We start from the raw sequence: 24,827 nt of genomic DNA, 5'->3' as shown, positions 1-24,827 counted from the left end.
TTTCCCTATAAGTGAGAAAGGGACCGCCCTTGGCAGTCCCCCTATATCCAAGCATCAGAGCAGCGAACGTCCGGCCCAAAAGGCCAGGCCAGCCGCCAGCAGCCCCAGTGTATTCTGCAGCAGTAAATATAAAAATCCGCTCACATGATCCCCATGCAAAAAGAAATGCATGCCCTCCTTAATGAAGGAAGAAAACGCGGTAAAGCCCCCGATAAAACCCCAGTAGAAAAACGCCGCCCAACGGGGATGGGGCAGTTTGACATACAAATACGAAGCGAAAAAGCCAATGAGCACGCAGCCCAAGGTATTGACGAAAATCATTTCCCAGGGGAAATGGTGGCCCCAAACGCCCTTCAGCGCCGCTGCGGCCAAATACCTGCACACGGAGCCCAGGGCACCCCCCAGACCAATGCAGACCAACAAAAGAAAATCCGTTTCCATGGTAGTTCCTCCTCTATGCTTTTGCCATCCAATAACCGCCTCCTAAGAACTCTTTCAGCTGCCGCCCTGATTTGAAAAAACGGGCGCTGCGACAGCCGGCAGCGTCCTTGCTGTTTTTATCATACCAATTCCACAGGGTATCTGTCAATTCCTGATAATCATTCTTCTTTTCTTTCTTTTTCCCGTTTTTTCATGCACTGAAGGGGAATTCCGGCTGCTGCCAATAATTCCCCGGCCCTGCGGTTGCGTCCCAGGGGCCGCACAGGTATAATAGAAGGACTATGGAACATACACATATGCAATTTAAACCCAAAGAAAATATCGAATGCACCATTAACGGCCTGGGCAGCTCCGGCGAAGGAGTGGGCAAAGTCAGCGGCTTCACCTTCTTTATTCCCGGTGCCCTGCCGGGGGAACGGGTGCAGGCCCAGGTTACCCTGGTAAAAAAGAGCTACGGCCAGGCCAAGCTGGTAAAGGTACTGGTACCCTCCCCGGACCGGGAAAAACCGCCCTGCCCGGTGTACAAGCAATGCGGGGGCTGCCAGCTCCAGCATCTGTCCTACCCGGCCCAGCTGGCCAATAAACGGCAGACCGTGGTAGATGCCCTGGAACGGATTGGCCATTTCCACAAGGTGCAGGTCCTGGACACCCTGGGAGCCCTTCACCCCTGGCATTACCGGAACAAGATGCAGGTGCCCGTCGCACAAAGCAAAAACCACCAGCTGCGGATTGGCTGCTTTGCCGCTGGAACCCATCAGGTCATCGATGTGAAAGACTGCCTGATTCAGCAGGAAACCAACAACAAAATCGCCCAGATTACCCGGGAGTGGATGACCCAATACCATATTGCCGCGCTGGAAGAGGACAGCCGGAAGGGCCTGGTCCGTCACATTATGGGCCGCACCGGGGTAAAAACCGGGGAAGTGATGGCGGTGCTCATCACCAACGAATCTGTGGTGCCCCACCTGAAGGAACTGGCCCAGCTGCTGAGGGCCCAGATTCCCGGTTTCACCACTCTGGTCCAGAACATCAATACCCGGCATACCAACGTAATCATGGGCCAGAAAAACAAGGTCATCTGGGGCCCCGGCTTCATCCATGACCAACTGGGCAAATTCACCTTTGCCATTTCTCCCCATTCCTTCTTCCAGGTAAACACAGAGCAGGCGGAACTGCTGTACGAAACCGCCCTCCAGTACGCCGCTCTGACCGGCAAGGAAAACGTCATCGATGCCTACTGCGGCACAGGAACCATTACCCTGTTTTTGGCCCAAAAGGCCCGCCGGGCCCTGGGCATTGAAATTGTGCCCGCCGCCATCCACGACGCCCACGAAAACGCCAAACACAACCACGTAACCAATACGGAGTTCATCTGCGCCGATGCCGCCAAGGAACTGCCTGACCTGGTGCGTCACGGCAGCCGCCCCGATGTGGTGGTGCTGGATCCGCCCCGGGCCGGCTGCGAAAAGCGTGTTCTGGACGCCATCGCCCAGGTGCGCCCCAAACGGGTGGTGTACGTATCCTGCAATCCGGCCTCTCTGGCCCGAGATGCCGCCATTCTCCGGGACCACGGCTTTGTGCTGCGCAAAGTCCAGCCCGTGGACGTGTTCCCCCACACCTGCCATGTGGAAAGCGTGGCCCTGTTCAGCCGCAGTGAAAATTCCTAAAAAATCTGGGGGTGTGAAATAAGGAAACTTCTATCGTCGCCTTACGGCGACACTTCCTTCACGCTTTACGGTCGCATCCAAATGTCAATCAGTTTCCCGATGACATTTGGAATATGCGACCTATGTGATAGCCGTCCGTGAGCCGAACCCGCAGGGTGAAGGAGAACGGAGCACGGCGAACCACTCAGGAAGCCTTCTATGCCGCTACTGGTCAAGCAATAGACTAGGGTAGTGCAGGTATTTACAAACTATGCTCCTTTGCTATACCCGTTTTGCACATGACTCGTATAGGCCTAAGACTGGCCCCTGAGTGGTTCGCGGCATGCTGCTCAGCTTCACCTTCCAGGTTCACTTTGCAGGCCGCTATCACATGGCTCATATTAACCAATTCTCTGCGGCATACAGCCTTGAGAATTGGATATGAGCGCAAAGCGTGTGGGCAGTCAGTCCGCAGGACTGACTGAGGAAGTTTATTAGGATACGGTTATAAAGAATAACAAAAACGGCTTGCGAACTCTTTTGAGCTCGCAAGCCGTTTTTGCTTACGGGGGTATTATTTCACACCCCCTTTTTTCTAAGAAATGAGCTGCGGCAAAGGATGCAGGATTCCGGGTCAATTCCTGGGAACTTTCTTTTGCTATGCTAAAATAGCATTGGAATAACTGCTGAAAGGAAGATTGTATATGCCAAACCAGGAAGATGTGATCCGCATCCGCGGAGCTTCTGAAAATAACCTGAAAAATATTGATGTGGATATTCCCAAGGACAAGATTGTGGTCTTTACCGGCGTTTCCGGCTCCGGCAAAAGTTCCCTGGCCTTCGACACCATTGCGGTGGAAAGCAGCCGGGAATGGCAGGCCTCCTACCCCCTGTTCCTGCGGAACCGGATGCCCCATTATGAACGGCCCAAGGTGGACTTTATCGAAAACCTGACCCCGGCCGTAGTGGTGGACCAGCGGACCCTGGGCAGCAGCAGCCGTTCCAACGTGGGAACCGCCGTGGACGCTGCGCCCCTGCTCCGGCTGCTGTTTTCCCGCATTGGGGTCCCCAGTGCCGGGGGCTCCATGGCCTACTCCTTCAACCATCCCCTGGGGATGTGCCCGGACTGCACCGGCCTGGGAGAACGGCTGACCCTGGACGAGGACAGCCTGTTTGACGAGAACAAGACCCTGCGGGAGGGCGCCATCTGCTTCAGCCAATTTGCTGCAGGCTGGCAGGCGGACCTGTATGTAACCAACCAGTACCTGGATCCGGACAAAAAACTCCGGGACTTCTCCCCGGAAGAATGGGAAATACTCCGGAACGGTACCCCGGAAAAAACGGAAATCGAGATTCGCTCCAACAAGACCGGCCGGGTGGACTATGTGGACTACGAAGGGGTACTCCCCCGTTTCCGCCGGCTGTACCTGAACCGGGACATCAGCAAACTAAAAAAGAGCCTTCAGGACGAAATTATGACCCACGTCCACAAAGGCCCCTGCACCAGCTGTCACGGCACCGGGCTCAACGCCAAGGCTCTGGCCTCCAAAATCAACGGCTACAATATTGTGGACTACCAGAACCTTTCCGTCAGCGAACTGCTGCCTTTGTTGGAAGCCATCCAAAGCCCCATGGGCATTTCCCTGGCCCGGCAGCTTTCCTATACCCTGGAACGCATGGTGAACCTGGGCATTGGCTATCTTTCCCTGGGCCGGCCCACGGACACCCTGTCCGGCGGAGAGCGCCAGCGGCTGAAGCTGGTGCGTCACCTGGGCAACAGCCTCAACAACATTACCTATATCCTAGATGAGCCCACTGCCGGCCTCCATCCCGCAGATGCCCAGCGCATTGGCCACCTGCTGCTCCAGCTGCGGGACCAGCACAACAACGTGCTGATTGTGGAGCACCACCGGCAGATGATTGAACTGGCAGATCAGGTCATCGAACTGGGCCCCCTGGCCGGTTCCCACGGGGGCCAGATTGTCTACCAGGGCGATGTGGCCGGCCTGAAGCAGGCCGGAACCCTGACCGGCCAGGCCATTTTCCATAAAATCCAAATTAACCGCCAGCCCAAACCCTGGAGCGAAGCCTTTCTGGTAGAAAATGCCACCCTCCACAACCTGAAGAACCTGACCGTGAAAATCCCCCAAGGCGTTTTCACGGCGGTAACCGGGGTAGCCGGCTCTGGAAAAACCTCCCTGGTCTGCGGAGAATTTGCCAGCCGCTATCCAGAGGCCATTGTCATCGACCAGAAACCCATTGGCACCTCCATCCGGTCCACCCCGGCCACCTACACCGGCATCATGGACCAGATCCGCAAGCTGTTCGCCAAGGAAAACAACGTGCCGGCCAGCTGGTTCAGCTCCAATTCCAAAGGAGCCTGCCCGGTCTGCCACGGCAAAGGGAAAATCACCTACGATATGGCCTTTGCCGATGCGGTGGAAGAGGTCTGCGAGGAATGCGGCGGGCACCGGTTCAACCCCACCGCGCTCAGCTACCAGTTCCAGGGCCGGAACATTGAAAATATCATGGACCTGACCATTGAACAGGCCATGGACTTTTTCCAGGACAAAAAGATCCGCACCTCCCTGCAAAGCCTTTTGGACGTGGGCCTGGGCTACCTGACCCTGGGTCAGCCCACCAGCACCCTGTCAGGCGGCGAGGTCCAACGGGTAAAGTTGGCCAGCGAACTCCAGAAAAAGGGCAATATCTATATTCTGGACGAGCCCACCACCGGGCTGCACAACCGGGACGTAGAAACCCTGTACGCCCTTTTGCGCAAGCTGGTGGACAACCACAACACCGTGGTGATTGTGGACCACCGGCTGGAACTGATTGCCCAGGCGGACTGGGTCATCGATATGGGCCCGGAAGGAGGCACCAGGGGCGGAGAAATCCTGTTCCAGGGCACCCCGGAACAGCTGCTTTCCTGCACCAATTCCAAAACCGGCCATTTTCTCAAAAGCATGTCCCAATAGCACAAAAAAATCCCCCGAAGAGCACTTCTCCTCGGGGGATTTTCTTTTAGCGGTCTGTGAGCACCAGGAACCCGTGGGTCAGGACGGTCATCCCCAATAGGATGGCCGCCATTTCCCCATAAAAGGCCCCTAAAGCCGGGTGCGGTCCCCGGCCCAGGGGAAGACCCAGCCGAGCCCAGATTCCACTGTCAAAAAAGCAATACAGCCCCAGCAGCAGTACTAGAAACTCCAAAAAGTACCCGGCATATTCAAAGGCCGTATCGTGCCAGCGCCGTTCCAGCTTGCCCAATACTCCCTGGAGATGCAGACCCAAATGGAAAGCGATCAGCAAAAACGCCCAGTAGGCCGCCACCCCATGGACCCGTCCCCATTCCGGGGCAAAGGGGAAAATGGCAAGGGGGAAAACCATGCCTGCCAGCATATAAGAACTCAGGGCCAGCACCAGAGTTGCCAACAGCAGCAATACATCCGCCGTTACCAGCACTTTTCTCCGAAAAGGGTATTTTCCCTTAAAAAGCACCTTATAAAAGCTCCGATTTAGCCAGTTGTGCAGCAGGACCAGGGTAAAAAAGCCCATACCGCAGATGCCGTGGGCCAAAAGGCCCATTCCCGGGTGGTAGCTGAGCAGGTACAGAAACAGCCCCAGCATCAGGATATCCACGGTAATTTTCAACTTTCGCATCGTTTCACTTCTCCTTTAGGCCGCACTGGGCCAGCCAGGCAGACAGTTCCTGGGACAGGCTGCTGCCCCCGGAATAATGGAATTCAAAGGGCCGTCCCACATAAGTCTGGGGAATCTCCTTGGCCAGGTCGGACACACTGTCCCCAAACCGGTTACCCCCGTGGGAGCTGAAGGAAAACAGCAGCTTACCGCTAAAGTCCCCGCTTTCCAGGAAGGTAAACACCGGCATGGGCATGGTGGCCCACCAGGTGGGATAGCCCAAGAGAATCACATCGTAGCGGGACAGATCCGGCATGGCCCCTGCCAAAGCCGGGTGCACGTTCTGCATCAGATCCTTTTGGGAAGCCTCGTAGATATCTCCTGTATAGGGCTGGGCCATGGTAATGGCATACAGGTCCGCCCCAGTCTTTTCCTGCAGCAGCTGGGCCGCCTTCCGGGTATTGCCCGAATAGGAGAAATAGGCAATCAGCACCCGGGGCTGGGCGGGCATAGCCGGCTGCAGACTGGCCGTGGTTTTTACCAGGCCTTTTCCCGGCTGGGCGTTGCGGCAGATGCGAAAGCCCAGGTTCTGGTCATGGTCAAGGGGATTCGTGGCCGAGCGGTAGGCTGCCCGCAGGTGCTTGCCAAAATCGTTGTAGCCCCCGCCCCGGTTAACCCGAAGCGACCCTTTTTCCGCCCCTGCCGGGTCCTTTTGCGGCGAAGTCCCATAGGGTCCATAGTAATCAAAAACCCATTCGGATACGTTGCCCAGCATATTGTGCAGACCAAATGCATTGGCCGGCAACTGATCCACCGGAATAGTTTTGCCCCGGTTGGCGGAAGGCACCACCTTGGGGTCCCTTTGCACCACGTAGTTTTCTTCGATTAGGTAGGGATAGTCCCCTTCAAAATTGGCTTGATCACTGTTAATCTGATTCCCAAAATAGTAGATGGAATGGGTTCCTGCCCGGGCGGCATATTCCCATTCCGCTTCCGTAGGCAGCCGGTACCCATCCGCACTCCGGTCCCAGGTTACCGTATTTCCGTTTACCTGATAGGCCGGCGTCAGGCCTTTCTGGCTGCTCAGCTTGTTGCAGAACTCCACGGCCTGATACCAGGTCACGTTCTCCACAGGAAGCTGTTGGCCCTGAAAATGGCTGGGATTCTCCCCCATGACCTGCTGGTACTGCTCCTGGGTCACTTCCGTAGGGGACAAATAAAAGGCACTTACGGAAACCTCATGGGCGGTTTCGTCCTTTTCCCGCTGGCGTTCACTGTCCGGGCTGCCCATGGTAAACGTTCCCTGGGGAATCAGCACCAGTCCGTCCTGTGCCTAGGTACTGGGCGCTGCCCCGCTGCCAGAGGTTTCCGCCGGCTTCTGCTGGTAAGCCCGAATCCCCCAGGCCAGGCCTCCCACCACCAAAACCGTAAGCACCAGTCCGGCAATTTTTTGCATTTGTTTGTTCACCCTGCTCACTCCCCCACAAACTTGTATTTCTCAGCATCCCCTAGGCATAAACAAATAGAGATGCCTTTGGCATCTCTATTGTAGTTCAGGTTTTGGCATATGTATAATACCTATCAATTATGCAGTTTCATACGCACAGCACATGGTGTTAGTCTTTGTAGCCCATGAACACATCGGTCTTGATATTTTCTGCAGCTACGCCCAGTTTTTCCAGACGTTCCGTAAAGGCTTTGTTCATGCCCGGAGACCCGGCTACCAGGTACTCTGCAGCATTGCCCTGAGCTTTGGCATAGGCATCGGTGCCGTCAGTAAATTCATCCCGCACAGAGATCAATTTCAGGTCCAGCCCCGGTACCCGTTTTTCCAATTCCTTCCAGAAATCCCCGTAGGCAAATTCGCCCCGGTCATCGGAATACAAAAGGGTAATCTTGTGCCCGTTTACCGGCTGTTCCATATAGTGCCGCAGCAGGGAACGAATGGGCGTTACCCCAATGCCCCCGGCCAAAATCAGGGTTTCCTTGTAGTGCTCTGTATCCAGGGCAAATTTGCCCATGGGTTTGGCAACACCAATTTCTGCCCCCGGTTTGATCTGGTGCAGCAGCACTTCTTTCAGGCTGGTATGGGGTTCTGCAATCCGGGTGGTAAACATCAGATACCCATCTTCCGGAGCAGAAGCAATGGTGAAGACACGGGTATTCCGGTCTTCCGGATCCAGCTGAAAACCAGGAATCTGCCAGGCTACATGCTGGCCGGCCTTCCAGGTAAAACCTGCGGGCACGTCCATGATAAAGCTATAGGTATCACTGGTTTCCTGGACAATCTTCGTGAGAACTGTTTTCGTAAATTCCATAATAACCCTCCTCGTTTGGCTATAAATCCATGCAAAGGAGCTTCGGATTTTCCGCTTGGCCTCATAGGAAGCGGCTAAACCCTTGGTTGTCTATGTACTCTTGTACATAACTTACGCACAACATGCTCTACTATTTATTTCCCCGTTTCCCTTCGATTTCCTTCTTATTTTTACTTTTGTTTAACGCAAGATCCCCGGGAAAATAAACCGTGTTGTCCAATGCAGCCTGCAGCTCTGCCGGCGTATGGGCCGTAAAAACCTGCTGCAGTTCAGCTGCGGACAGAGGAATCCGCCCATGGATCCAATCGGCCAATAACCCAATGGTGCCATAAATATGGTAGCGGATGTCCAAGCGTTCCTCCAGCGAAGCTTCTGCTCCTTTTTGCTGGGTCAGCGCTTTTTCTGTCACCTGTTCCATAAAAGCAGCCACATAGGGATACACCTGGGGAATCAATTCCTCCGGCAGCGCTTTTTGGTAAAAGCCGCGTTTCTCTTCCAATTCCTGCATCATCGCCGTGAGGCGCTGGGCAGACAGTGTAATGCGGGAGAGCCCCATAAAGCCCATGAAGTCCCGTAAAAACATCCAGGCTAACAGTTCGTACTTATCATGAAAATGATAGTAAAACGTTTGAGGCGTTGCGCCGCATTCTTTAGCCATATCCAACACCCGTATCTTGTCTAGGCTTTTGTTTTCCAACAGTCGGGTCAGCGCATCTGCAAACAGACTTTTGGTCCGTTCCTTGAAAAGCATGGCGCAAACCTCCTTTCTAAAAAATAAATTCTCCCATTGTTATCATAGCCCTAAACTATAAAATTACAAGAGTTGACTTTTTTCTCCTTTTTACATAATAATGGTTTTATGATAAATTTTCTATCCCCCAGAGAGGGATTTCATAATTTTTCACGGTTTCGTCAAATTTTCTCGTTGCATTCCTAACGAAAAGTTTCTATGATTGTTATTCATAGAGGTTTAGTGAAAGTGGGGATTGCATAAATCGGTGTAAGTTTACCGTCTGCACGGACTTTTTTTACCACCTTCTCGGAATTCTTTTACCACCCCACCGCACTAGTAGGCCATTAAGAGATTCAGCCAAAAGCTCTGCCGGATGGTTGAGCCGGCAGAGCTGGTTATTTAGTTTTCTTTAAAGTATAGATAAGCTTTAGCTTTGAGTTGCTTTCAGGCCATACCGTTCTCTCATTGAGATACGGCCTTCAACCATAATTACGTATGAGTTATGGATAATGCGGTCCATAATAGCATCAGACACAGGGCTTGCAGATTCGGGGTTCGAATCAATCCTGGTATACCAGCCATCTGTGCTGTACTGGGTGCAGAAAATCATAGAACGTTGGCAACGAGTTTCTACAATTTCTAATAGATCATAACTTTCCTGCGGTGTTAGGGGGCGTATAAGCCATTCATCCAAAATGAGCAAATCAACCTTTTTGTAATTGGAGGTTAGTTGTAAAATGAATTTGAACAGTTAATCAAAAAACAAAAATCCATAGTGAAGCTTCATGTTAAAATGGTTTTGCGAGAAATCATCAACAAAGGAGCAATCACTATGGATCACATCCATTCTAACACAATTGAGGACGTACGTATACCCGGCCGCCATCTTTCTTTGGAAGAACGTGGCATGATTCAAGCTCTGCATCGTCAAGGGCTTTCCCTTCGCAACATTGCTGCTGCAGTAGGATGTGCTCATACGACTGTTTTCTATGAGCTTCGGCGTGGAACGCCGGAACGAAAAAGCAAGCACGGTCGTGCCCCACAGTATATGGCAAAGCGCGGTCAGAAGGCATACGCAAAGAATCGCAAGAACTCCAGGAAGACTTGCAAAATCGATCATGACGACTGCGAATCGTTCATCCAATGGATGGTAGAACAAGTCCGCCAGGAACGTTGGTCACTGGATGCCTGCGTTGGCTATGCTAGGCGGAACAAGCTATTTACGCCGGAACAGATTCCCTGTACCAAGACGCTCTACAACATGCTTTGGGCTAATAAGCTTCCGCTGTCGCTCTTCGAAGTCCCGCGAGCCTTAAAGCATAAACACCGGCGGAAATGGGTACGTAAGAACAAGCGTATGAAGGGTCGCTCCATTGAGGAACGTCCTGCCGTCGTCAATGAAGGTACCGAAATTGGCCACTGGGAAGTGGACACGGTCGTTGGTCAGCGTGCAGGCCGTGAGGCAGTAGTCTTCACTGCTGTTGAAAAGGTTACGCGCAACTACATCGCCATCCGCATTCCTGGACGTACCTGTGCCGGCGTTGAATCCGCTCTTGCACAGTTGCAGGAGCTATATGGCGCAGAGCGCTTCAGCCAGATTTTTAAGACGATGACGGCCGATAACGGTCCTGAGTTTGAGAACTTGTCACAGTTCGAGAGTCTCGGCACCAAGATGTACTTTACACATTCGTACAGCTCGTGGGAGCGGGCTCAAAACGAACGCCACAATGGCTTGCTGAGGGATTTCATCCCAAAGGGCATGTCCATAGAGCGGTTCTCTGATGAGGATATCCTGAACATGGCAGATAGGCTGAACCAGCGCCCACGTCGTGTTTTGGGCTACCATACGCCGTCAGAGCTATTTGATGCATTCCTCGATGAAGTTTATGCTATTGAGTGTGTTTCTTGATTATAGTTGTTCAAATTCAACTTGCAATTTACCTTTTGTAATTGGACAGGCATTTCTTTAATTCACCGCCGCTTCGGGCAATATTCAACTCATCCAGCAATTCTGGCATACGAATATATCGTACTTTCTTGAATCGTCGGCAGGCAGCGTTACCAAGAGCACAGGCAATGTAGGTTTTACCATTGCCAGAAGCTCCTTCCAGAATAATATGGTGTCCCTCGTCTACAAATTTGCAGCTGGATAGGCGTAAAATCTGTGCTTTATCCAACTTTCTATCTTCGTAGTACTCAATTTCTTCTACTGCGGCAGCTGGGGCAGAAAAATTTGCATTCTTAATGAGTCGCTGTACTGTATTCGTTTGGCGTCGGTTCCATTCGGCAGTCACCATCAGTCCTAATCGTTCCTCAAAGCCAAGCTCATTAAAGGTTGAGTCTTGTAATTGGTGGGATAATTCATCCGCCATAGCGGTCATTCTCATCTTCCTAAGCATCTCTACGGTTTCCTGGTCTATCATTGGCGGCCACCTCTATCCTTACTGAAATACGAGGCACCGCGTGTAATTCCGTAGTTGTTTGCTGCGGCTGGCTTTTTCTGCGGAGCGTTTTTAACAGGTTTATCTTGGTCATTTTTTAAAATGCTGCTGACGTTACGGACGGACGGAGTGGCCTTGTAGGCGAAAATACGTCCACAAGCGTTTTCAAGCCGTACTTTCCCGTAACGTTCTTCCAATTTCCTAAGGCTGGAGCAGGCTTTGTAGCCCTGTTCTGGGGCCTTTCCGCTGGTAAGGAAATACTGCACAGTCTTTTCTGTCATGGGACCAACAGTCGTTGCCCAACGAGTGAAATCATCCGTATTGTAGGTCAGGTACCTTTGGTGTGCAAGGGGCATGTGCTCTAGGTTTACCAGCGGATCTCTCTGGACGGTCCGCAAACGACGGTGGCTGGCAACACGGCTGCCGTGGAAGAATACTTCTACAGTAGTCTTTGTCACCCGAATGTCTACCTTTTCGCCAATCAAGTTGTAAGGGACTGAATATTTGTTCTTGCCATCTGAAATAAGATAATCATTGGGAACTTTGGCTACCGACCAAACAGCAGCCTCAAAATCTGTAGGTGGCAGAGGAAGCATATATTGCTTTTCTTCTTCCATATAGGCACTGTAGCGGGAGCCTGCCATCTGCTTAAAGGGGCGGTCGTTCATTTCTTTAAGTTTTTCCGCAATAGCCTCATTCATTTCATGAAGGGAAAAGAATTTCCTTGAACGTAAGGCAGCAAGAATCCAGGTTTCAGCAAAACGCACAGAAGCTTCTGCGGAGCTTTTATCCTTAGGCCTGCGCACACGGGCTGGTACAATTGCCGTACCATAATGTTCAGCCAATTCCTGGTAACTGTGGTTTAGGATTGTTTCATACTTAGTATTAGACGTGGTTGCAGTTTTGCAATTGTCAGGAATTAGAAGCCGAGGAACACCACCATAAAACTTGAAGGCGTGGATATGGCAGTTCAGCCAGTTCTCAGTTTTCATATCGTCGCAGGCTTCTGCATAGGTATAATAACTGCACGGCAAGGTGGCAATAAAGAGATACGCTGGGCTTGTACTGCCGGTTACCGGGTCATATACGGGAAGAGTATCCCCAGCCCAGTCGACCTGCATGGCATCGCCAGGTTTATGCTGAATACGCATGGTAGCTTTGGTTACCCGAGCCCATTTTCGGTATTTCTCTGCAAATTGTGTACTCATATAAGGCGTTTTGCCAGTCTCGTAGCACTGTCTGCAATATTCTTCCCATAGAAGCGTCATCGTTACACCAGATTTTGCTAGTTCCCGATGGATGTAGGGATAGTCTGGTTCAACATAAAAAACTTTGGTCATGCTCTTTCTTGGGAATAATATTGTTTCCAATTCAGCATTAGTGATGCTGGAATCCAGCGGCCAGCTAATGCCTTGTTGGTCTGCAGCCTTGTAGACTGCACTGATGGTTGGGCGAGAAGCAACTTTGGTTAAAGCTATCCCGCGTTGAGTGCACCCCTTGCTTCGCAGCATAAGAATCTTTCGGTAATCCGTCATATGAGGACCCCCTTATACTAAAGTCACACGAGAACCGTGTGCTATCTTCAGTATGAGAGTTATTGAGCAGGGTGGCAAATACTTCCGGAAGGATGGTCAAATAACTGCGGCAGAGTGGTAAAAAAAGTCCGTGCACATGGCAAAATCGTATCGGTATATTCAGGGATGGCAGCGCCATGCGTTTTATTTGGGATTTTATCCGTTATGTAATCTATCTTTGCCTGCTGCTCCTTTTGGGAGCCGGGCTGTACGCCGGAAATACGGCCTATAACCAGCTTTTTAGCGCCCCCTGGGACAAGATTCTGGGGATGGAAAACCACCGGGATGACCTGGACCAGGTCCACCGGGCCGAAGCCCGCTACGGCTGGGAGCAGGTGGTCATTACCTCCAAGGACGGCACCAAGCTCCGGGGCACCTATATAGAAAACGATCCCCAGAGCCACCGGGCAGTCATCTTGCTCCACGGCCTGTTCCAGAACCGGACCATGTGCCTGGGCTACGCCTCCATTTACCGTAACCTGGGCTACAACGTGCTGATGCCGGACCTGAGAGGCCATGGGGAAAGTGATGGCACCCATACGGATTGGGGTGTCCACGATATTGAGGATATGGACGGCTGGGTGGCCTTCCTGCGCAGCCGGGACCCCCAGGTACAGATTGGTTTCCACGGCATTTCCCTGGGGGCCGGGATGTCCCTGCTTTACGCCGCCAGTCCCCAGGGCCATGAAATGAAATTTTATGTGGCCGACAGTTCCTACGGAAACCTGTTGGAGTTGGGCAAGGAAAAACTATACAAGTACACGGAAGATGACCATTACGTGCTGGGCATGGACGCCCTGAACCCCTTCTTCCAGCTGGCCCTTTACTACCATACCCACAAATGGATGTCCGACCTGGATCCCCTTTCCCAGGTGGCCCACATGGACACTCCGGTACTGTTTCTCCACGGTAGCGCGGATACCCTGATTCCCCCGGACATTGCCCAGAAGCTGGCGGACCAGTGCACCAGCAAAGATAAACAGCTGGTCCTGTTCCAGGGGGTAGCCCACGCCATGGAAATGCCGGAGGACCCGGAAGCGTACACCCGGGCGGTCCAGCAGTTTGTCCAGCGGGTGGAATAGCCCCTAAAAAAAAAGCCGATTCCCACAGGAATCGACCAAGAAGTATTTTGACGGATGCCCTTACGGCATCCGTTTTTTTAAGGCTGAGGCAGAATGTAGCACCAGAAGAAGATGGTCAGCATGGACAGCAGGGTGGACAGAATGGTCAGCTGGGTAGCAAAGGGCGCATCACTGCTGTAGCGGGCGGCAAAAATAGCCGTGGTAGCCCCCGCCGGCATACCGGTCATCAGCACGGCAATCCCCGTGGCCACAGGATCCAGGTGCAGCAGCCGGCTGATACCCAGCGCCAGGGCGGGCAAAAGCAGCAGCCGCAGCAGGCTGTAGAGAAAGCTGTCCCGGTTAAAGATGGTCCGGAAAGGCACATCTGCCAAAATGGTGCCAATAAGAAACATGGTAATGGCCGCATTGCAGTTCCCGATGTAGGTCACTGTCATAGTGAAAAAGCCCGGAAGCTTCACCTGGGTCACCATAATGGCAATGCCAAGGTACACGGCCACCAGGCAGGGGTGGGTCAGCACCTTTTTCAGCGTGGCACTGCGACTCAGATTCGGCTGCTGCATGAAATAGGAAGTCCCCACGGACCACATGACCATACGCAGCGGAATGAGAAAGACCGAGGCGTAGAACAGCCCCAGGGTCCCGTACACCCCTTCCGCCACCGGGTAGCCCAAAAAGCCGCTGTTGGACACCAGGGTGCCGTATTGCAGCACCTTTTTCCGGGCTGGCGGATAACGGTTGAACAGGAACTGGTTCAGCACCATAAAGGCAAGCTGCAGCAGTGCCCCGCACAGCAAAATGGTGCCGCAGGTTACAAACAGGTTGCCCTTGAAGGGGAACAAACAGGACTTGATGATGTTGCAGGGAATAATCACATTCACGCACAAATCCGTCAGGCAGCGCTTGCCGCTTTCGTCAATAATGCCCCGTTTCATCAGCACCAGGCCAATCAGGATCATGAGAAACAGGGAAAGCTGCAGATTGCCCAAGCGAATTACATCCATAGGTTCACCTTCTTACAGTTTTTTCATGACCCGGCGGGCCAGGGCGTCAAACAGCGAGGTGGGCAAAATAGCGTGGAGGAACAAAATCAGATAAGCACCCCGGCCAGCCAGATACCGGCTTTGGGGCTGGGCTGCGTTGGCGGCCAGAAAGACCACCTTGGCTACTTCCGCGGGAGGACTGCACCAGCGGCTTTTGTACAGCTTGTGCATCCCCGCCGCCACGTGGGCTGCCAGCCGGGCATAGGGGCCTCCCTGGGAAACAGACTCCAGGTGGTCCGCCGCAATATGCCCCCAATCGGTTTTTACCAGGCCCGGCTCCACCAGCACCACCTTGATGCCCGTGCCGCTGGTTTCCATGCGCAGGGCGTCCGTAAGGGCTTCCAGGGCATACTTGCTGGCATGGTACCAGCCCCCAAAGGGTCCCGTCACCCGGCCGGCAATGGAAGAAATCATAACAATCCTGCCCCGATGCTGGTGGCGGAAAATGGGCAGCACGTATTGGACCAGCCGCATGGCCCCAAACACATTTACTTCCAGCTGCTGCCGGGCCTCACTTAGAGGCACGTCTTCAATGGCCCCGTAGGAGCCGTAGCCGGCATTGTTGATGAGAATATCCAGGGAACCCTGTTCCTGCCAAATCCGCTTGATGGCATTTTCGCAGGTGTATTCCTTGGTAATATCCATGTACAGGGGAATCACCCCAAAGGCGGACAGGCTTTCCAGCTTATCAATCCGCCGTCCCGCCCCATAAACAATATGTCCGGTCTTGGCCAGCAATATGGCCGTTTCCCGGCCGATGCCGCTGCTGGCTCCGGTAATCAAAACCACTTCTTGTTCCATGGCTGCTGACTTCCTTTCCGGCCCCACTCCCAGGCCCTGGTTTCCCTTACCCTTTTCTCAGCTGGGGATAGGGAATAATCGGCGGCTGCTTGGCCAGATGTTCCCCAATGGTCTTTCCCATCCAAATCATGTTGTACCAGCGGTTAAATTTGTAGCCGCAGGCATGAAACGTTCCGATTTCCTTAAAACCCAGGTGAGCGTGGAATTGGGCACTGTTGAAGTTCAGGTACTCGTCTTCCTGGTCCGGTACCCCAATACAGGCGTACAGGTTCAGCACCCCCATCTTTTTCAGGGCGTCTGTCAGAGCTGCGTACAGTTGTCCCCCCACTCCGGCATGGCGCAGGTTTTCAGCTACGTAGATGCTCAGTTCCGCCGCCCAATCGTAGGCAGCCCGGCCCACAAACGGGTGACCATAGGCGTACCCCACCGGGCGTCCCTCCAAAAGAGCCACCAGGTAAGGATACCGCTCCTGGACCTTTTGGATCCGGCGGCCAAATTCTTCCACCGTGGGAACTTCCGTCTCAAAGGTAATCACCGTTTTTTCCACATAGGGTTTATAAATGCTCCATAAAGCAGGTGCATCCGTTAAGGCTGCATCGCGAATCACAAGCTCACTCATTCTTTCCACGCCCTCTCCAAGTCAGGTACGAATCTCTTTTATTATAGTAAATTCCGCTACCCGGTGCAAACACTCTAGAAAAAAAGAGTATGGCCAATTGGCCGTTAATGCGGTATGATACAAAAAGAGTGAAAATTCAGGTCGTTTTTAGATTAGGGGAGGAATAATTTTGCTTACACAGATTACAACGGTTGTTTTCAGTCCCACCGGCCAAACCCGGACCCTGGTGGAGCAGCTGGGCAAAACCCTGGGCGAAAAGCTGGGCTTGCCCGTTAACCACGAGGATTTTACCCTGCCGGCTGGCCAAAAAGAAAAACGCCAATACGGCCCTGATACCCTGGTGGTTTTTGGTACACCTACCTACGCCGGACGGGTACCCAACAAAGCCCTGCCCTTTGTTGAAACCCTGTTTGAAGGCAAGGGTACGCCGGCCCTTGCCCTGGTAACCTACGGCAACCGGAACTACGACAGTTCCCTGACGGAACTGCGCAATGAGCTCCAGGACCATGGCTTTGTGGTGCTGGGAGCCGGTGCTTTTGCTGCTCCCCATGCCTTTGCCCAAATTGGCGGAGAGCACCCCACCGCCCAGGACAAGGAAGCTTTTGCAGCCCTTGCCCAGGCTGCCGCCGAAGTCCTAAAAAGCGGCAAACCCCTAAAGCCCGTAACCCTGGGGGACGAAAAGCCCGTAGCGCCCTACTACATTCCCCTGGGCGAAGACGGACAGCCCGCCAAATTCCTTAAAGCCAAACCCCTGACGGACAGCGCAAAATGCGACCACTGCGGCATCTGTGCCAAGGTCTGCCCCATGGGCTCCATCAATCCGGAAAATACTGATGAAGTTCCCGGCATCTGCATCAAATGCCAGGCCTGCGTGGTGTACTGCCCCCAAAAGGCCAAGTATTTTGACGATGCCCGTTTCCTGTCCCACAAGGCCATGCTGGAAAGCCATTACCAGAAGCTTGCGCCCTCGGTGGTATTCCTGCCCAAAGCCTGAACCAAGAAAAAAGCCCTGCCGTCCACAATTTCCGGACGTGCAGAGCTTTTTTATCAGGACAAAATATAGACCCGTTTTTCCTTGCGCTGGGCGGCAACAGGAATATCCCCGTCCACATAGCCCAAAATGCAATGGCCAATGCCTTCGTATTCCCCTTCTACGCCCAGGGATTTTAGCAGAGCCTTGCCTTCCGGCCGTTCAAATTCTTCCTTGGCCCGGTGGATCCAGCAGCTGCCCAAGCCTACGGAATGGGCGGCCAGCATCAGGTTTCCCATCACCAGGGAGCCATCGTAAACCCGGGTAGGACGGTCTTTCTTGGCCAGGACCACCAAAACCGCCGGAGCCCCGTAGAAAGGATCAAAATCCGGCTTCCAGCCGCCGATTTCGCAGTTGAGTTTGGACAGCCGTTTCACCATAGCAGGATTGGTAATGGCCAGGATGATGGTTTCCTGAGACCCTTTGCCGCTGGGAGCATACAGGCCTGCCTTGATGACCGCTTCCAAAAGCTCCTTGGGTACCGGATCTGGACGATAGCTGCGGATGCTGCGGCGCAGCTGGATGGATTCCAACACTTCATTATTCATAGGATTAGCCTCCTTTAGGAAAACGCAGGACCCAGGGAAAACCGCAGGTCCTGCTGCAATCAGCTTTATTATAGCACACCATTTTGCTGGGTTTCTAGGCTTCCGGTTTTTCCAGACCAAAGGTATAGCCGGTCATATCCATGGACCCCATATTGCACAAATGGTTGTACAGCTGAGGTTTCTCTCCCTGGGAAGCGCCCAAAGCGTATACCAGGGGCATAAAATGGTCCAGGGTGGGTACTGCATAGGCGGCGTCCTGGGCCTGCTTATAGTGGAGCACCTTTTCGTCCTGGCGGCTCAGCACCGCCTCCGCAATGTACTGGGAAAACCGCAGGGCCATAGGAGAGCCGCCGGGATTATCCCATTCCACCCGTCTCAGGTTGTGGACCACGTTGCCGCTGGCAAAAAGCAAATAGCCCTGTTCCCTAAGAGGTGCCAGCTTTTGCCCTAGGGCATAGGCCTCTTTCGTACTGCCCTGGGCCACGGACAGCTGAACCACGGGAATATCCGCCTGGGGAAACATATGTTTCAGCACCACCCAGGTGCCATGATCAATGCCCCAGTCATCATTTACGGAAACTTTCTCTCCCAAAAGCTGCTCCACGGCCTGGGACAGGGGCAAATAGCCTTTCACCGGGTATTTTACCTGGTACAGAGCATCGGGGAAACCGTACATATCGTAAATCTGGTCGGGCTCCGCCGCCGTCTGGATATACGTGCCTGGCGTGAACCAGTGGGCAGAAATGGCCAGGATGGCCTTGGGCTTGCCAAAGTTGGCCAATACGTCCTGCCCCACCCGGTTCATTTCCTGGGTAATGGCATTATGTTCCAGGGCCACCATGGGACTGCCGTGACCGGAAAAAATTACGGGCATTTTCATAAAAATCAGCCTCCCTCCCATCTATAGATGGGGTTCTATTAATTAAGAATAAATTTCTCCTAGCGTTTGTTTCATTATACCATATTTCCATTCTTTTCTCAGTTTATTTGCCATTTAGGGCAACTGGATTTGACTTTTTGCTTCCAATGTGTAATTCTATCCTTATATGCTGTAATTGTCAGATATGCCAAAGGAGGATTATTATGACATTTTTTAAGAACGTACGCGTTTTAGGACTGGCCGCAGCCCTCTGCTTCCTGTTCTCTCCCCTGGTTCCGGCCCAGGCCGCCAAAGTGGACCAGGCAGCGTTAAAAGAAGTGGTCCAAGCCCAGAAAAACACCAACCAGGAAAAATATATCCAATACCAGATCCACAGCAATATCTTTTCTCCGCTGGGGATGGGGACCATGACCCTAAACGGCCGGATGGTCCAGCAGCAGGAACAGGCTGACAAAAAAGCCGCCGAACCCCAATACATCCTGGAAGGCAAGGGCACGGCAGAAGTGGTTCCCCTGGCCGGGGTAGGCAGCAAAAAGATTCCTTTTTCTTTCTATGCGTCCAAAGATGATAAGCAGGTGACCCAATACTTCAACAGCGGCAAAGGCTGGACCAAAACCGTCCAAGTACTGGATCAGAAAACCCTGCAAAAAGCCAAAAAACAGGAAGAAATGCTGCCCGATTTTGAAAAAATGGTGCGTTCCGTCCAAGTACTCCAGGATTCGGAAATGGAACAGCTGATCAAGATTACCCTGGACAACGAGCGGCTTTTTGGTGACAATTCCGACAGCCTTTGGGCCAAGACCTTGAAAAAACAGCACGAACAAATGCGCAAGGCCCTGGCCAGTATGAAGGACTTCAGCTACAACGTGTCCATCGATAAGGAAAAGACCCGCTACAACCGGATTTCCTTTAACTTTACGCCCCTGGTCCACTCCCTGGGCCAAAGCGTTCTGGAAACCGTGTCCAAGGAAAAGAACCTGGATGACCGGAAAAAGGAAATGATTCAGAGCCTGATTGACAGCTCCACCTCCAGCCTGGATATCCAGCTGTTCTACGACCAGGGAAAAGAAGTCGTCATTCCGGACGAAGTAAAGAACGCCCCTTTGGCCATTGAGAAACTGGAACAGGAAGCCCAACAGGAAACCAAAACAGAAAAAAGCGCCTAACCGTAAAATAAAATCATACAAAACAGGGTAAGACAAATTCCCAATGATTTCGAGTGTTACGGCACACTCATATTTACCAACAGCTCAATTCTGTTTCTCTTATTGCTAAGTGGCACAACAAAATATAACTGTTGTTGTCTATTTTATAGTTTCCGTTAAGTACAAGGACTGCAATCTCTTGGAAGCAGTTCTTTCTTAACGGAAGTTTTTGTTTATGAGGACTTCTTTTTGCTTATATATTCATCTGCGAAGCCCTGACCTCTACGAGCAATAACATAACTTGCTCCTTGGTGAATAACGAGTTTCTTTTTGTCACAATACTTTTGCTTTGCAATCTTGCTCGTATACGCAGGATTGACTTGAATCAAATTAACATTTCGTCTAAAACAACAATTTTCGAAAGTTTCCTTATATCTCGAATAGTCAAAGGCGTGAATCATTTTATTGTACGCCTTGCCCTGGTCTGACTTTGCTTTGGTGATTTCTGCCTTAGATCCTTTAAAGTCTAAATCCTCAATAACAATGTCTTTCCCGACAGATATTGCGTAGTTTACAATCTTAGAGGTTACCTCTCGAATTTCGGACTTTGCTCTATTTCCCATACCATGATAATGCAAATCATAGTGTTTTAGCCCGACAAGATTTCCCGTTTCATTGGTCTCGGCAAGTTCGATAAAGCCATCATTGTAATCCAAGCCAATCGTTCCATACGTTTTTCGGGTCCTGTAGCTGTCGGTATCTATATCGAACGTTACCATAGCTTGCAGATAACACTTGCTGCCACGGAATACGATACGATAGCTAACGCCATGGCTTTTCTGTACAATGGTTTTTGCTAGCAAGCTGCTCATATACTTAAAAATACAAGCTCCATAAACGTACTCCCGAGCTTTTGTGTTCTTACGCAGCTGAATAACGAAACGATTACCTTTACCCGAGTGTACCATTGGTGTTAGTTGCAGTATCTGATTACAGCGAAATTCATCCTTCGCTCCGATATACAAGGAACGATTATCTCTCTGCTCACGGAAATGTTCCAGCCAGACCTTATGACTTGTCAGATTATTGTTTTCAAGATTATGCTGTGCATAAAACAGCTTCTTTGAGCCAAAGCAGAGATGCAAATCTTTGCTCTGAAGCTCTTTCAGCAGGTTAGCCTGCTTTTGTTTGAGGCGGTTAATCCTTTGACCCGTGTAAAAGATTTTCTCTTTTTGCCTGCGATAATATCTCAAAGCGGAAGGTGACAACTGATTGTTTCGAGCTTTTTCTTTCAAGGCAAATACTTTTTCACAAAGTTTCTTCCGCTCGCTGTAGAGTTTCGCAATTTTGCTATTCAACTGATTATACTCATGCCATTTCAATTGATATAAGGCTCGATATAAACCCTCGACTTCAGAGATAACTGAATTAGCAAAACGCTTGTTTACTCCAAATTGTATTTGTAAAAGCGTATTGAACTGGCTTTTCTTTACAGAGAACTTGCCGCCATTGTTATAACGATGCCACGCAAAGCGTAACATTCTGCCATAGAGAGCATTATACTCCTTGACGTATTTAATTAGATCAGCATTATCATTTTGATTGAGTCGTGTTTCAAGCGTAAAGGTTTTAGAGACAATCACAGCATCACCTCCATTCTGTAAATTATTAATACTATTATATTACAAAATGCAATTATATTGTTCGAATTTTGTACAAAATAATCATGTTTATATGGTTTTGTATGATTTTTAGAAACTGCTGTTCAACCCCCAGGTTCCCTGCCCAACAAAAATTGCTGCCCCCAAAGGCAGCAATTTTTTTATGCGCCCCTGGGGAGCATTTTATTTGGGATTATACAGCACGCCCAATTCCTGCAAAGCCTGGTGCACGGCTTCCATTTCTTCTTGCGTGGCGGTTTCCACCAGATGGGAATGTACGCCTCCTGACAGACTGGCCAAGAGCGGTGCCTTGGTTTCTTCCATCCGTTTGATGTACAGAGCCACATCCCGGCGGGAATGGAGATTTAACTGGGCCTCCATATAGCCGTAGACCTCATGTTCAATCATCACGTTGTGGACAATTCCTCCATTGTCCACAATGGCATTCAGCTCTGCAGCCACCTGCTCCTTGCCATGGCAGCACAAAAAGGATTCCTGCACTCCGGCCGGCTGAGGCGTGGTCAGCTGGTAGCCCCTGGGGGTAGAAATTACCGAAACTCCTCCAGCCCGCAGGAGGGCAATGTCTCCTACAATAATTTGACGGCTGACCTTACATTCCCTGGCCAGGTCCGTACCGGTCAACGGATTCTCCGCCTGCTGCAGCAAACCAAGAATCTTTTCGCGTCTTTCCCTATTTTCCATGCTGGCTTTCACTTCCCTTCTGTTTCCTGCCCTGGGCTCTGGTACCCGCCAGAGGAAGCAGCCGAAACAAACTGTCTATACTAAAACATTTTCGGGAAGAATGCGCCGTTTCCTGCAAATTTCTATCAGAAATAAGGCACTATTCGTAACTTTTTTGGAAACCTTGTTACTCTTTCCCCCCTGTGCTAGGATAACAAGGAAGTTATTTTTTGGAGGCTAGTATGACAACACCACAGGAATACAAAAGTAAATGGACCGTGTTTGCCATGTCCCTGCCTATTTTCATTGAAATCGGTCTGCAGATGCTGGTGCCCAACATGGACCAATTCATGCTGAGCCACTATTCCCAGGATGCTGTAGCAGCGGTAGGCAACGACAACATGATCATCAATATGATTATTTTGACCCTATCCGTGCTCTCCCAGGCGGCCACCATTTTGATTGCCCACTACCGAGGTGCCGGCAATCTGAGCCAGGCCAGCCGGGTCTGCTCCGTATCCCTGGCCCTGAACCTGACGCTGGGCACCCTAATCAGCCTGATTCTTTTCCTGTTTCCCCGCTTTTTCCTGCAGCTTTTGGGGGTACCCCTGGAAATTTACCCGGATGCCACCCTGTATCTGCGCTGGATTGGGCTTTTTATCATTATCCAAAGCGCCTACACCGCCTTTATCTCTTTTCTCCGGGGCTTTTCCCTGCTGCGGGAAACTATGCTCTGCTCCGCCGTCATGAACATCCTGAACATCTGCGGCAATATGGTGCTGATTCACGGGTTGGGCCCCATTCCTTCCCTGGGCGTCCTGGGAGTATGCATTTCCACCAATACGGCCAAAACCCTGGGCCTTGTGCTGGTGCTGTACCTGTGCCGGAAAAAGACCCCCATCCGCCTGTCCCTTTCCCATTTGCGGCCTTTCCCCAAAAAGGAACTGTCCAAGCTCCTGTATCTGGGAATTCCCTCGGCAGGAGAAACCTTCTCCTACCAGTTGTCCCAGACGACCCTGATGACCTTTGTGAATCTGTTTGGCATTGCGGTAATCACTACCAAGGTATATGCCTACATCATTGCCATGATCAGCTACCTGTACTCCCAATCCCTGGCTATGGCCACCCAAATTCTGGTCAGCTACTTTAAAGGGGCGGACAACAACCGGGAAGTGGACCAGCGGGTAAAATTCACCATCTTCGTTTCCATGCTGCTTTCTGGCTCCCTGGCGATTTTGGTCTACTTCCACAGCGACCTGATTTTCTCCGTCTTTACCAATGATCCAGAAGTCCACGCCTTGGGGAAGGTGATTCTTTTCATCGACATCTTCCTGGAAATTGGCCGGGCCGTGAATATGTGCATGGTTATGGCCCTGAATGCTGCCGGGGACGTAAAGGCCCCCATTACCATCGGCATCATCTTCATGTGGTCCTTTTCCGTACTGGGCGGCTGGTTCTTCGGCGTCCACCTGCTGTGGGGACTGGCCGGCATTTGGCTGGCCATGGCCCTGGACGAATGTACCCGGGGACTGGTGTTCTTCTGGCGCTGGCACCAGGGCACCTGGAAAAAAGCGTTGATCTGACAAGAAAAATCCCTTCTATCACGGGTTCTGCGAGAGAAGGGATTTTTTGGTTCAGACTGCTGCGCTTATGCTTGGTTCCGCTTTCAGGTCAATGAGGTGGAAACGGCAGTCCTTGGGATCCAGCATCCGGGCTGCCAGCCGGCGTCCCCGCTCCAGGTCCGCTGTAAAGCAGATGTCCACACTGCCTTCGCCGGCAGTTTTGGCAAGTCCCCGGGCTTCCAGGTCCGCTATGGCGTTCAGGGTGGTCTGCTCGGCCGGGTCCACAACCGTCACTGACGGTCCAAACTCCTCTTCAATTTCCTGCCGGACAAAAGGATAATGGGTGCAGGACAGCAGCACCGTATCCACCTGGTGCTGCCGCAGTTTATCGGCATATTCCTTGATGGCCGCCTTCAGCTCCGGGCTGCCAAAACGTTCCCCTTCAATCAAGGGTACAAACTTGGGGCAACCCTGGCCAAACACCTGAATGCTTGGATCCACTGCCTGAATGGCCTTTTTATGGGCACCGGTGGACACGGTAAAATCCGTGGCAAAAAAGCCCACCCGTTTATTCTTGGTCAGGGAAGGGACCAATTGGCCGCCCTTATCCATGCCAATCACCGTGAAATCATAATCCCCCCGAATGGTATCCGTACCCAGCACCGTAATGGTGTTGCAGGCTACCACCAACTGTTTGATCCGGCATTCATTTAAATACGCCGTCATATCCCCTACAAAGCGAGTAATTTCTTCCCGGGACCGGTTGCCGTAAGGCGTCCGGGCCGTATCCCCAATAAAAATAAAGTCTTCGTGGGGCATTTTGGCCTTCAGCCATTTCAGGACGGTCAAGCCGCCTACGCCGGAATCGATAACACCAATGGGTTGATTTTTGTTCATGATTTTCCCTCCCAAGTCTGCAATACCCTGTAGCCCCGCCCTTTGGGCAAATAAAAAAGGCCTGACTGCCATACCTTTTGGTATGCATT

The 24,827-nt window shown here is 51.8% G+C and carries 25 protein-coding genes; 7 read left to right on the top strand and 18 right to left on the bottom strand.

Going from position 1 to position 24,827, the window contains the following annotated elements:
- Nucleotides 1-54 precede the first annotated feature (54 nt).
- Both LKE88_RS11045 and LKE88_RS11040 read right to left on the bottom strand, forming a co-directional pair.
- Nucleotides 55-441 carry a fluoride efflux transporter FluC gene (locus tag LKE88_RS11045; RefSeq protein WP_105326926.1) on the bottom strand — a complete coding sequence of 129 codons (387 nt, stop codon included), beginning with the start codon at nucleotides 439-441 and terminating at the stop codon, nucleotides 55-57.
- 13 nt (nucleotides 442-454) lie between these two features.
- A complete protein-coding gene (locus tag LKE88_RS11040) occupies nucleotides 455-589 on the bottom strand; it encodes a hypothetical protein (RefSeq protein WP_255419937.1) in 135 nt (44 codons plus the stop codon).
- A gap of 148 nt (nucleotides 590-737) precedes the next feature.
- On the opposite strand from LKE88_RS11040, the gene rlmD reads away from it, so the two are divergent.
- Together rlmD and LKE88_RS11030 are read left to right on the top strand one after the other, a co-directional pair.
- On the top strand, nucleotides 738-2,108 hold the full coding sequence (gene rlmD / locus LKE88_RS11035) for a 23S rRNA (uracil(1939)-C(5))-methyltransferase RlmD (protein ID WP_231086085.1): 1,371 nt from the start codon (nucleotides 738-740) through the stop codon (nucleotides 2,106-2,108).
- Between the two features lie 683 nt (nucleotides 2,109-2,791).
- Entirely contained in the window at nucleotides 2,792-5,065 is a 2,274-nt protein-coding gene (locus tag LKE88_RS11030; RefSeq protein WP_105326924.1) for an ATP-binding cassette domain-containing protein, read from the top strand.
- A gap of 46 nt (nucleotides 5,066-5,111) precedes the next feature.
- Here LKE88_RS11030 and LKE88_RS11025 read toward each other — a convergent pair whose 3' ends face one another.
- The 6 genes from LKE88_RS11025 to LKE88_RS13210 all read right to left on the bottom strand — a co-directional run bounded on the left by LKE88_RS11025 (nucleotide 5,112) and on the right by LKE88_RS13210 (nucleotide 9,516).
- Nucleotides 5,112-5,747 carry a DUF4405 domain-containing protein gene (locus LKE88_RS11025; protein ID WP_105326923.1) on the bottom strand — a complete coding sequence of 212 codons (636 nt, stop codon included), beginning with the start codon at nucleotides 5,745-5,747 and terminating at the stop codon, nucleotides 5,112-5,114.
- A gap of 4 nt (nucleotides 5,748-5,751) precedes the next feature.
- Complete coding sequence (locus LKE88_RS11020; RefSeq protein ID WP_231086095.1) at nucleotides 5,752-7,044, bottom strand: flavodoxin; 1,293 nt, start codon at nucleotides 7,042-7,044, stop codon at nucleotides 5,752-5,754.
- A gap of 15 nt (nucleotides 7,045-7,059) precedes the next feature.
- A complete protein-coding gene (locus LKE88_RS11015) occupies nucleotides 7,060-7,194 on the bottom strand; it encodes a hypothetical protein (protein WP_255668066.1) in 135 nt (44 codons plus the stop codon).
- Between the two features lie 148 nt (nucleotides 7,195-7,342).
- Nucleotides 7,343-8,044, bottom strand: a complete 702-nt coding sequence (locus LKE88_RS11010) for a ferredoxin--NADP reductase (protein WP_105326921.1) — start codon at nucleotides 8,042-8,044, stop codon at nucleotides 7,343-7,345.
- A 130-nt stretch (nucleotides 8,045-8,174) separates the two neighbouring features.
- The gene (locus LKE88_RS11005) at nucleotides 8,175-8,795 is read right to left on the bottom strand and encodes a TetR family transcriptional regulator (RefSeq protein WP_105326920.1); all 621 of its coding nucleotides are present in this window, start codon (nucleotides 8,793-8,795) and stop codon (nucleotides 8,175-8,177) included.
- 409 nt (nucleotides 8,796-9,204) lie between these two features.
- Nucleotides 9,205-9,516, bottom strand: coding sequence for an ATP-binding protein (locus tag LKE88_RS13210; RefSeq protein ID WP_423767620.1), 312 nt, complete (start codon nucleotides 9,514-9,516; stop codon nucleotides 9,205-9,207).
- Nucleotides 9,517-9,609: 93 nt separating this feature from the next.
- On the opposite strand from LKE88_RS13210, the gene LKE88_RS11000 reads away from it, so the two are divergent.
- Nucleotides 9,610-10,686 carry an IS30 family transposase gene (locus LKE88_RS11000; RefSeq protein WP_231087115.1) on the top strand — a complete coding sequence of 359 codons (1,077 nt, stop codon included), beginning with the start codon at nucleotides 9,610-9,612 and terminating at the stop codon, nucleotides 10,684-10,686.
- A gap of 28 nt (nucleotides 10,687-10,714) precedes the next feature.
- Here the strand turns inward: LKE88_RS11000 and LKE88_RS10995 are convergent, their stop codons facing one another.
- Both LKE88_RS10995 and istA read right to left on the bottom strand, forming a co-directional pair.
- On the bottom strand, nucleotides 10,715-11,200 hold the full coding sequence (locus LKE88_RS10995; protein ID WP_276803353.1) for an ATP-binding protein: 486 nt from the start codon (nucleotides 11,198-11,200) through the stop codon (nucleotides 10,715-10,717).
- Nucleotides 11,197-12,753: an IS21 family transposase gene (istA, locus tag LKE88_RS10990; RefSeq protein ID WP_105326918.1), complete on the bottom strand. Its 1,557-nt coding sequence runs from the start codon at nucleotides 12,751-12,753 to the stop codon at nucleotides 11,197-11,199. The genes LKE88_RS10995 and istA overlap by 4 nt, the downstream gene beginning before the upstream one ends.
- Nucleotides 12,754-12,929: 176 nt before the next feature.
- Here istA and LKE88_RS10985 point away from each other — a divergent pair, with 176 nt between their 5' ends.
- On the top strand, nucleotides 12,930-13,874 hold the full coding sequence (locus LKE88_RS10985) for an alpha/beta hydrolase (protein WP_105326917.1): 945 nt from the start codon (nucleotides 12,930-12,932) through the stop codon (nucleotides 13,872-13,874).
- A gap of 77 nt (nucleotides 13,875-13,951) precedes the next feature.
- Here the strand turns inward: LKE88_RS10985 and LKE88_RS10980 are convergent, their stop codons facing one another.
- From LKE88_RS10980 to LKE88_RS10970, 3 genes are read right to left on the bottom strand one after another with little or no spacing between them, the layout of a single operon-like run.
- On the bottom strand, nucleotides 13,952-14,875 hold the full coding sequence (locus tag LKE88_RS10980; RefSeq protein WP_105326916.1) for an AEC family transporter: 924 nt from the start codon (nucleotides 14,873-14,875) through the stop codon (nucleotides 13,952-13,954).
- A 12-nt stretch (nucleotides 14,876-14,887) separates the two neighbouring features.
- Nucleotides 14,888-15,715: an oxidoreductase gene (locus LKE88_RS10975; protein ID WP_105326915.1), complete on the bottom strand. Its 828-nt coding sequence runs from the start codon at nucleotides 15,713-15,715 to the stop codon at nucleotides 14,888-14,890.
- A 46-nt stretch (nucleotides 15,716-15,761) separates the two neighbouring features.
- Nucleotides 15,762-16,334: a GNAT family N-acetyltransferase gene (locus LKE88_RS10970; RefSeq protein WP_105326914.1), complete on the bottom strand. Its 573-nt coding sequence runs from the start codon at nucleotides 16,332-16,334 to the stop codon at nucleotides 15,762-15,764.
- A gap of 169 nt (nucleotides 16,335-16,503) precedes the next feature.
- Here LKE88_RS10970 and LKE88_RS10965 point away from each other — a divergent pair, with 169 nt between their 5' ends.
- Nucleotides 16,504-17,328, top strand: a complete 825-nt coding sequence (locus LKE88_RS10965) for an EFR1 family ferrodoxin (RefSeq protein ID WP_105326913.1) — start codon at nucleotides 16,504-16,506, stop codon at nucleotides 17,326-17,328.
- Nucleotides 17,329-17,381: 53 nt separating this feature from the next.
- Here LKE88_RS10965 and LKE88_RS10960 read toward each other — a convergent pair whose 3' ends face one another.
- Nucleotides 17,382-17,912 carry a nitroreductase gene (locus LKE88_RS10960; RefSeq protein ID WP_105326912.1) on the bottom strand — a complete coding sequence of 177 codons (531 nt, stop codon included), beginning with the start codon at nucleotides 17,910-17,912 and terminating at the stop codon, nucleotides 17,382-17,384.
- Between the two features lie 94 nt (nucleotides 17,913-18,006).
- Nucleotides 18,007-18,792 (bottom strand): dioxygenase family protein, encoded by a 786-nt coding sequence (locus tag LKE88_RS10955; protein ID WP_118286878.1) that lies wholly within the window; start codon nucleotides 18,790-18,792, stop codon nucleotides 18,007-18,009.
- Between the two features lie 203 nt (nucleotides 18,793-18,995).
- Between LKE88_RS10955 and LKE88_RS10950 the strand changes: the two genes are divergently transcribed.
- Nucleotides 18,996-19,958, top strand: coding sequence for a hypothetical protein (locus LKE88_RS10950; protein WP_105326910.1), 963 nt, complete (start codon nucleotides 18,996-18,998; stop codon nucleotides 19,956-19,958).
- Nucleotides 19,959-20,170: 212 nt separating this feature from the next.
- Here LKE88_RS10950 and LKE88_RS10945 read toward each other — a convergent pair whose 3' ends face one another.
- Together LKE88_RS10945 and LKE88_RS10940 are read right to left on the bottom strand one after the other, a co-directional pair.
- Nucleotides 20,171-21,580 carry an IS200/IS605 family accessory protein TnpB-related protein gene (locus tag LKE88_RS10945; protein WP_276803581.1) on the bottom strand — a complete coding sequence of 470 codons (1,410 nt, stop codon included), beginning with the start codon at nucleotides 21,578-21,580 and terminating at the stop codon, nucleotides 20,171-20,173.
- A 201-nt stretch (nucleotides 21,581-21,781) separates the two neighbouring features.
- Entirely contained in the window at nucleotides 21,782-22,300 is a 519-nt protein-coding gene (locus LKE88_RS10940) for a transcription repressor NadR (protein ID WP_105327430.1), read from the bottom strand.
- 221 nt (nucleotides 22,301-22,521) lie between these two features.
- On the opposite strand from LKE88_RS10940, the gene LKE88_RS10935 reads away from it, so the two are divergent.
- Complete coding sequence (locus LKE88_RS10935; protein ID WP_105326908.1) at nucleotides 22,522-23,862, top strand: MATE family efflux transporter; 1,341 nt, start codon at nucleotides 22,522-22,524, stop codon at nucleotides 23,860-23,862.
- A 51-nt stretch (nucleotides 23,863-23,913) separates the two neighbouring features.
- On the opposite strand, the gene murI is transcribed toward LKE88_RS10935, so the two are convergent.
- Nucleotides 23,914-24,738, bottom strand: coding sequence for a glutamate racemase (murI, locus tag LKE88_RS10930; protein ID WP_105326907.1), 825 nt, complete (start codon nucleotides 24,736-24,738; stop codon nucleotides 23,914-23,916).
- Nucleotides 24,739-24,827: the final 89 nt, after the last annotated feature.

It is taken from the genome of Acidaminococcus hominis, assembly GCF_022484025.1.
Taxonomy (GTDB): Bacteria; Bacillota; Negativicutes; order Acidaminococcales; family Acidaminococcaceae; genus Acidaminococcus; species Acidaminococcus hominis.
This window is presented reverse-complemented; position numbering and strand designations above follow the sequence as displayed.

Bases quoted from the DNA above. Each gene is read 5' to 3' on its own strand.
- LKE88_RS11000 (WP_231087115.1), top strand. From the start codon at position 9,610: ATGGATCACATCCATTCTAACACAATTGAGGACGTACGTATACCCGGC.
- LKE88_RS11010 (WP_105326921.1), bottom strand. From the start codon at position 8,044: ATGGAATTTACGAAAACAGTTCTCACGAAGATTGTCCAGGAAACCAGT.
- istA (WP_105326918.1), bottom strand. From the start codon at position 12,753: ATGACGGATTACCGAAAGATTCTTATGCTGCGAAGCAAGGGGTGCACT.
- LKE88_RS11030 (WP_105326924.1), top strand. From the start codon at position 2,792: ATGCCAAACCAGGAAGATGTGATCCGCATCCGCGGAGCTTCTGAAAAT.
- LKE88_RS10950 (WP_105326910.1), top strand. From the start codon at position 18,996: ATGACATTTTTTAAGAACGTACGCGTTTTAGGACTGGCCGCAGCCCTC.
- rlmD (WP_231086085.1), top strand. From the start codon at position 738: ATGCAATTTAAACCCAAAGAAAATATCGAATGCACCATTAACGGCCTG.
- LKE88_RS10970 (WP_105326914.1), bottom strand. From the start codon at position 16,334: ATGAGTGAGCTTGTGATTCGCGATGCAGCCTTAACGGATGCACCTGCT.
- LKE88_RS10975 (WP_105326915.1), bottom strand. From the start codon at position 15,715: ATGGAACAAGAAGTGGTTTTGATTACCGGAGCCAGCAGCGGCATCGGC.
- LKE88_RS11045 (WP_105326926.1), bottom strand. From the start codon at position 441: ATGGAAACGGATTTTCTTTTGTTGGTCTGCATTGGTCTGGGGGGTGCC.
- LKE88_RS11005 (WP_105326920.1), bottom strand. From the start codon at position 8,795: ATGCTTTTCAAGGAACGGACCAAAAGTCTGTTTGCAGATGCGCTGACC.
- LKE88_RS10940 (WP_105327430.1), bottom strand. From the start codon at position 22,300: ATGGAAAATAGGGAAAGACGCGAAAAGATTCTTGGTTTGCTGCAGCAG.
- LKE88_RS10960 (WP_105326912.1), bottom strand. From the start codon at position 17,912: ATGAATAATGAAGTGTTGGAATCCATCCAGCTGCGCCGCAGCATCCGC.
- LKE88_RS11025 (WP_105326923.1), bottom strand. From the start codon at position 5,747: ATGCGAAAGTTGAAAATTACCGTGGATATCCTGATGCTGGGGCTGTTT.
- LKE88_RS10935 (WP_105326908.1), top strand. From the start codon at position 22,522: ATGACAACACCACAGGAATACAAAAGTAAATGGACCGTGTTTGCCATG.
- murI (WP_105326907.1), bottom strand. From the start codon at position 24,738: ATGAACAAAAATCAACCCATTGGTGTTATCGATTCCGGCGTAGGCGGC.
- LKE88_RS10980 (WP_105326916.1), bottom strand. From the start codon at position 14,875: ATGGATGTAATTCGCTTGGGCAATCTGCAGCTTTCCCTGTTTCTCATG.
- LKE88_RS10985 (WP_105326917.1), top strand. From the start codon at position 12,930: ATGCGTTTTATTTGGGATTTTATCCGTTATGTAATCTATCTTTGCCTG.
- LKE88_RS10995 (WP_276803353.1), bottom strand. From the start codon at position 11,200: ATGATAGACCAGGAAACCGTAGAGATGCTTAGGAAGATGAGAATGACC.
- LKE88_RS10955 (WP_118286878.1), bottom strand. From the start codon at position 18,792: ATGAAAATGCCCGTAATTTTTTCCGGTCACGGCAGTCCCATGGTGGCC.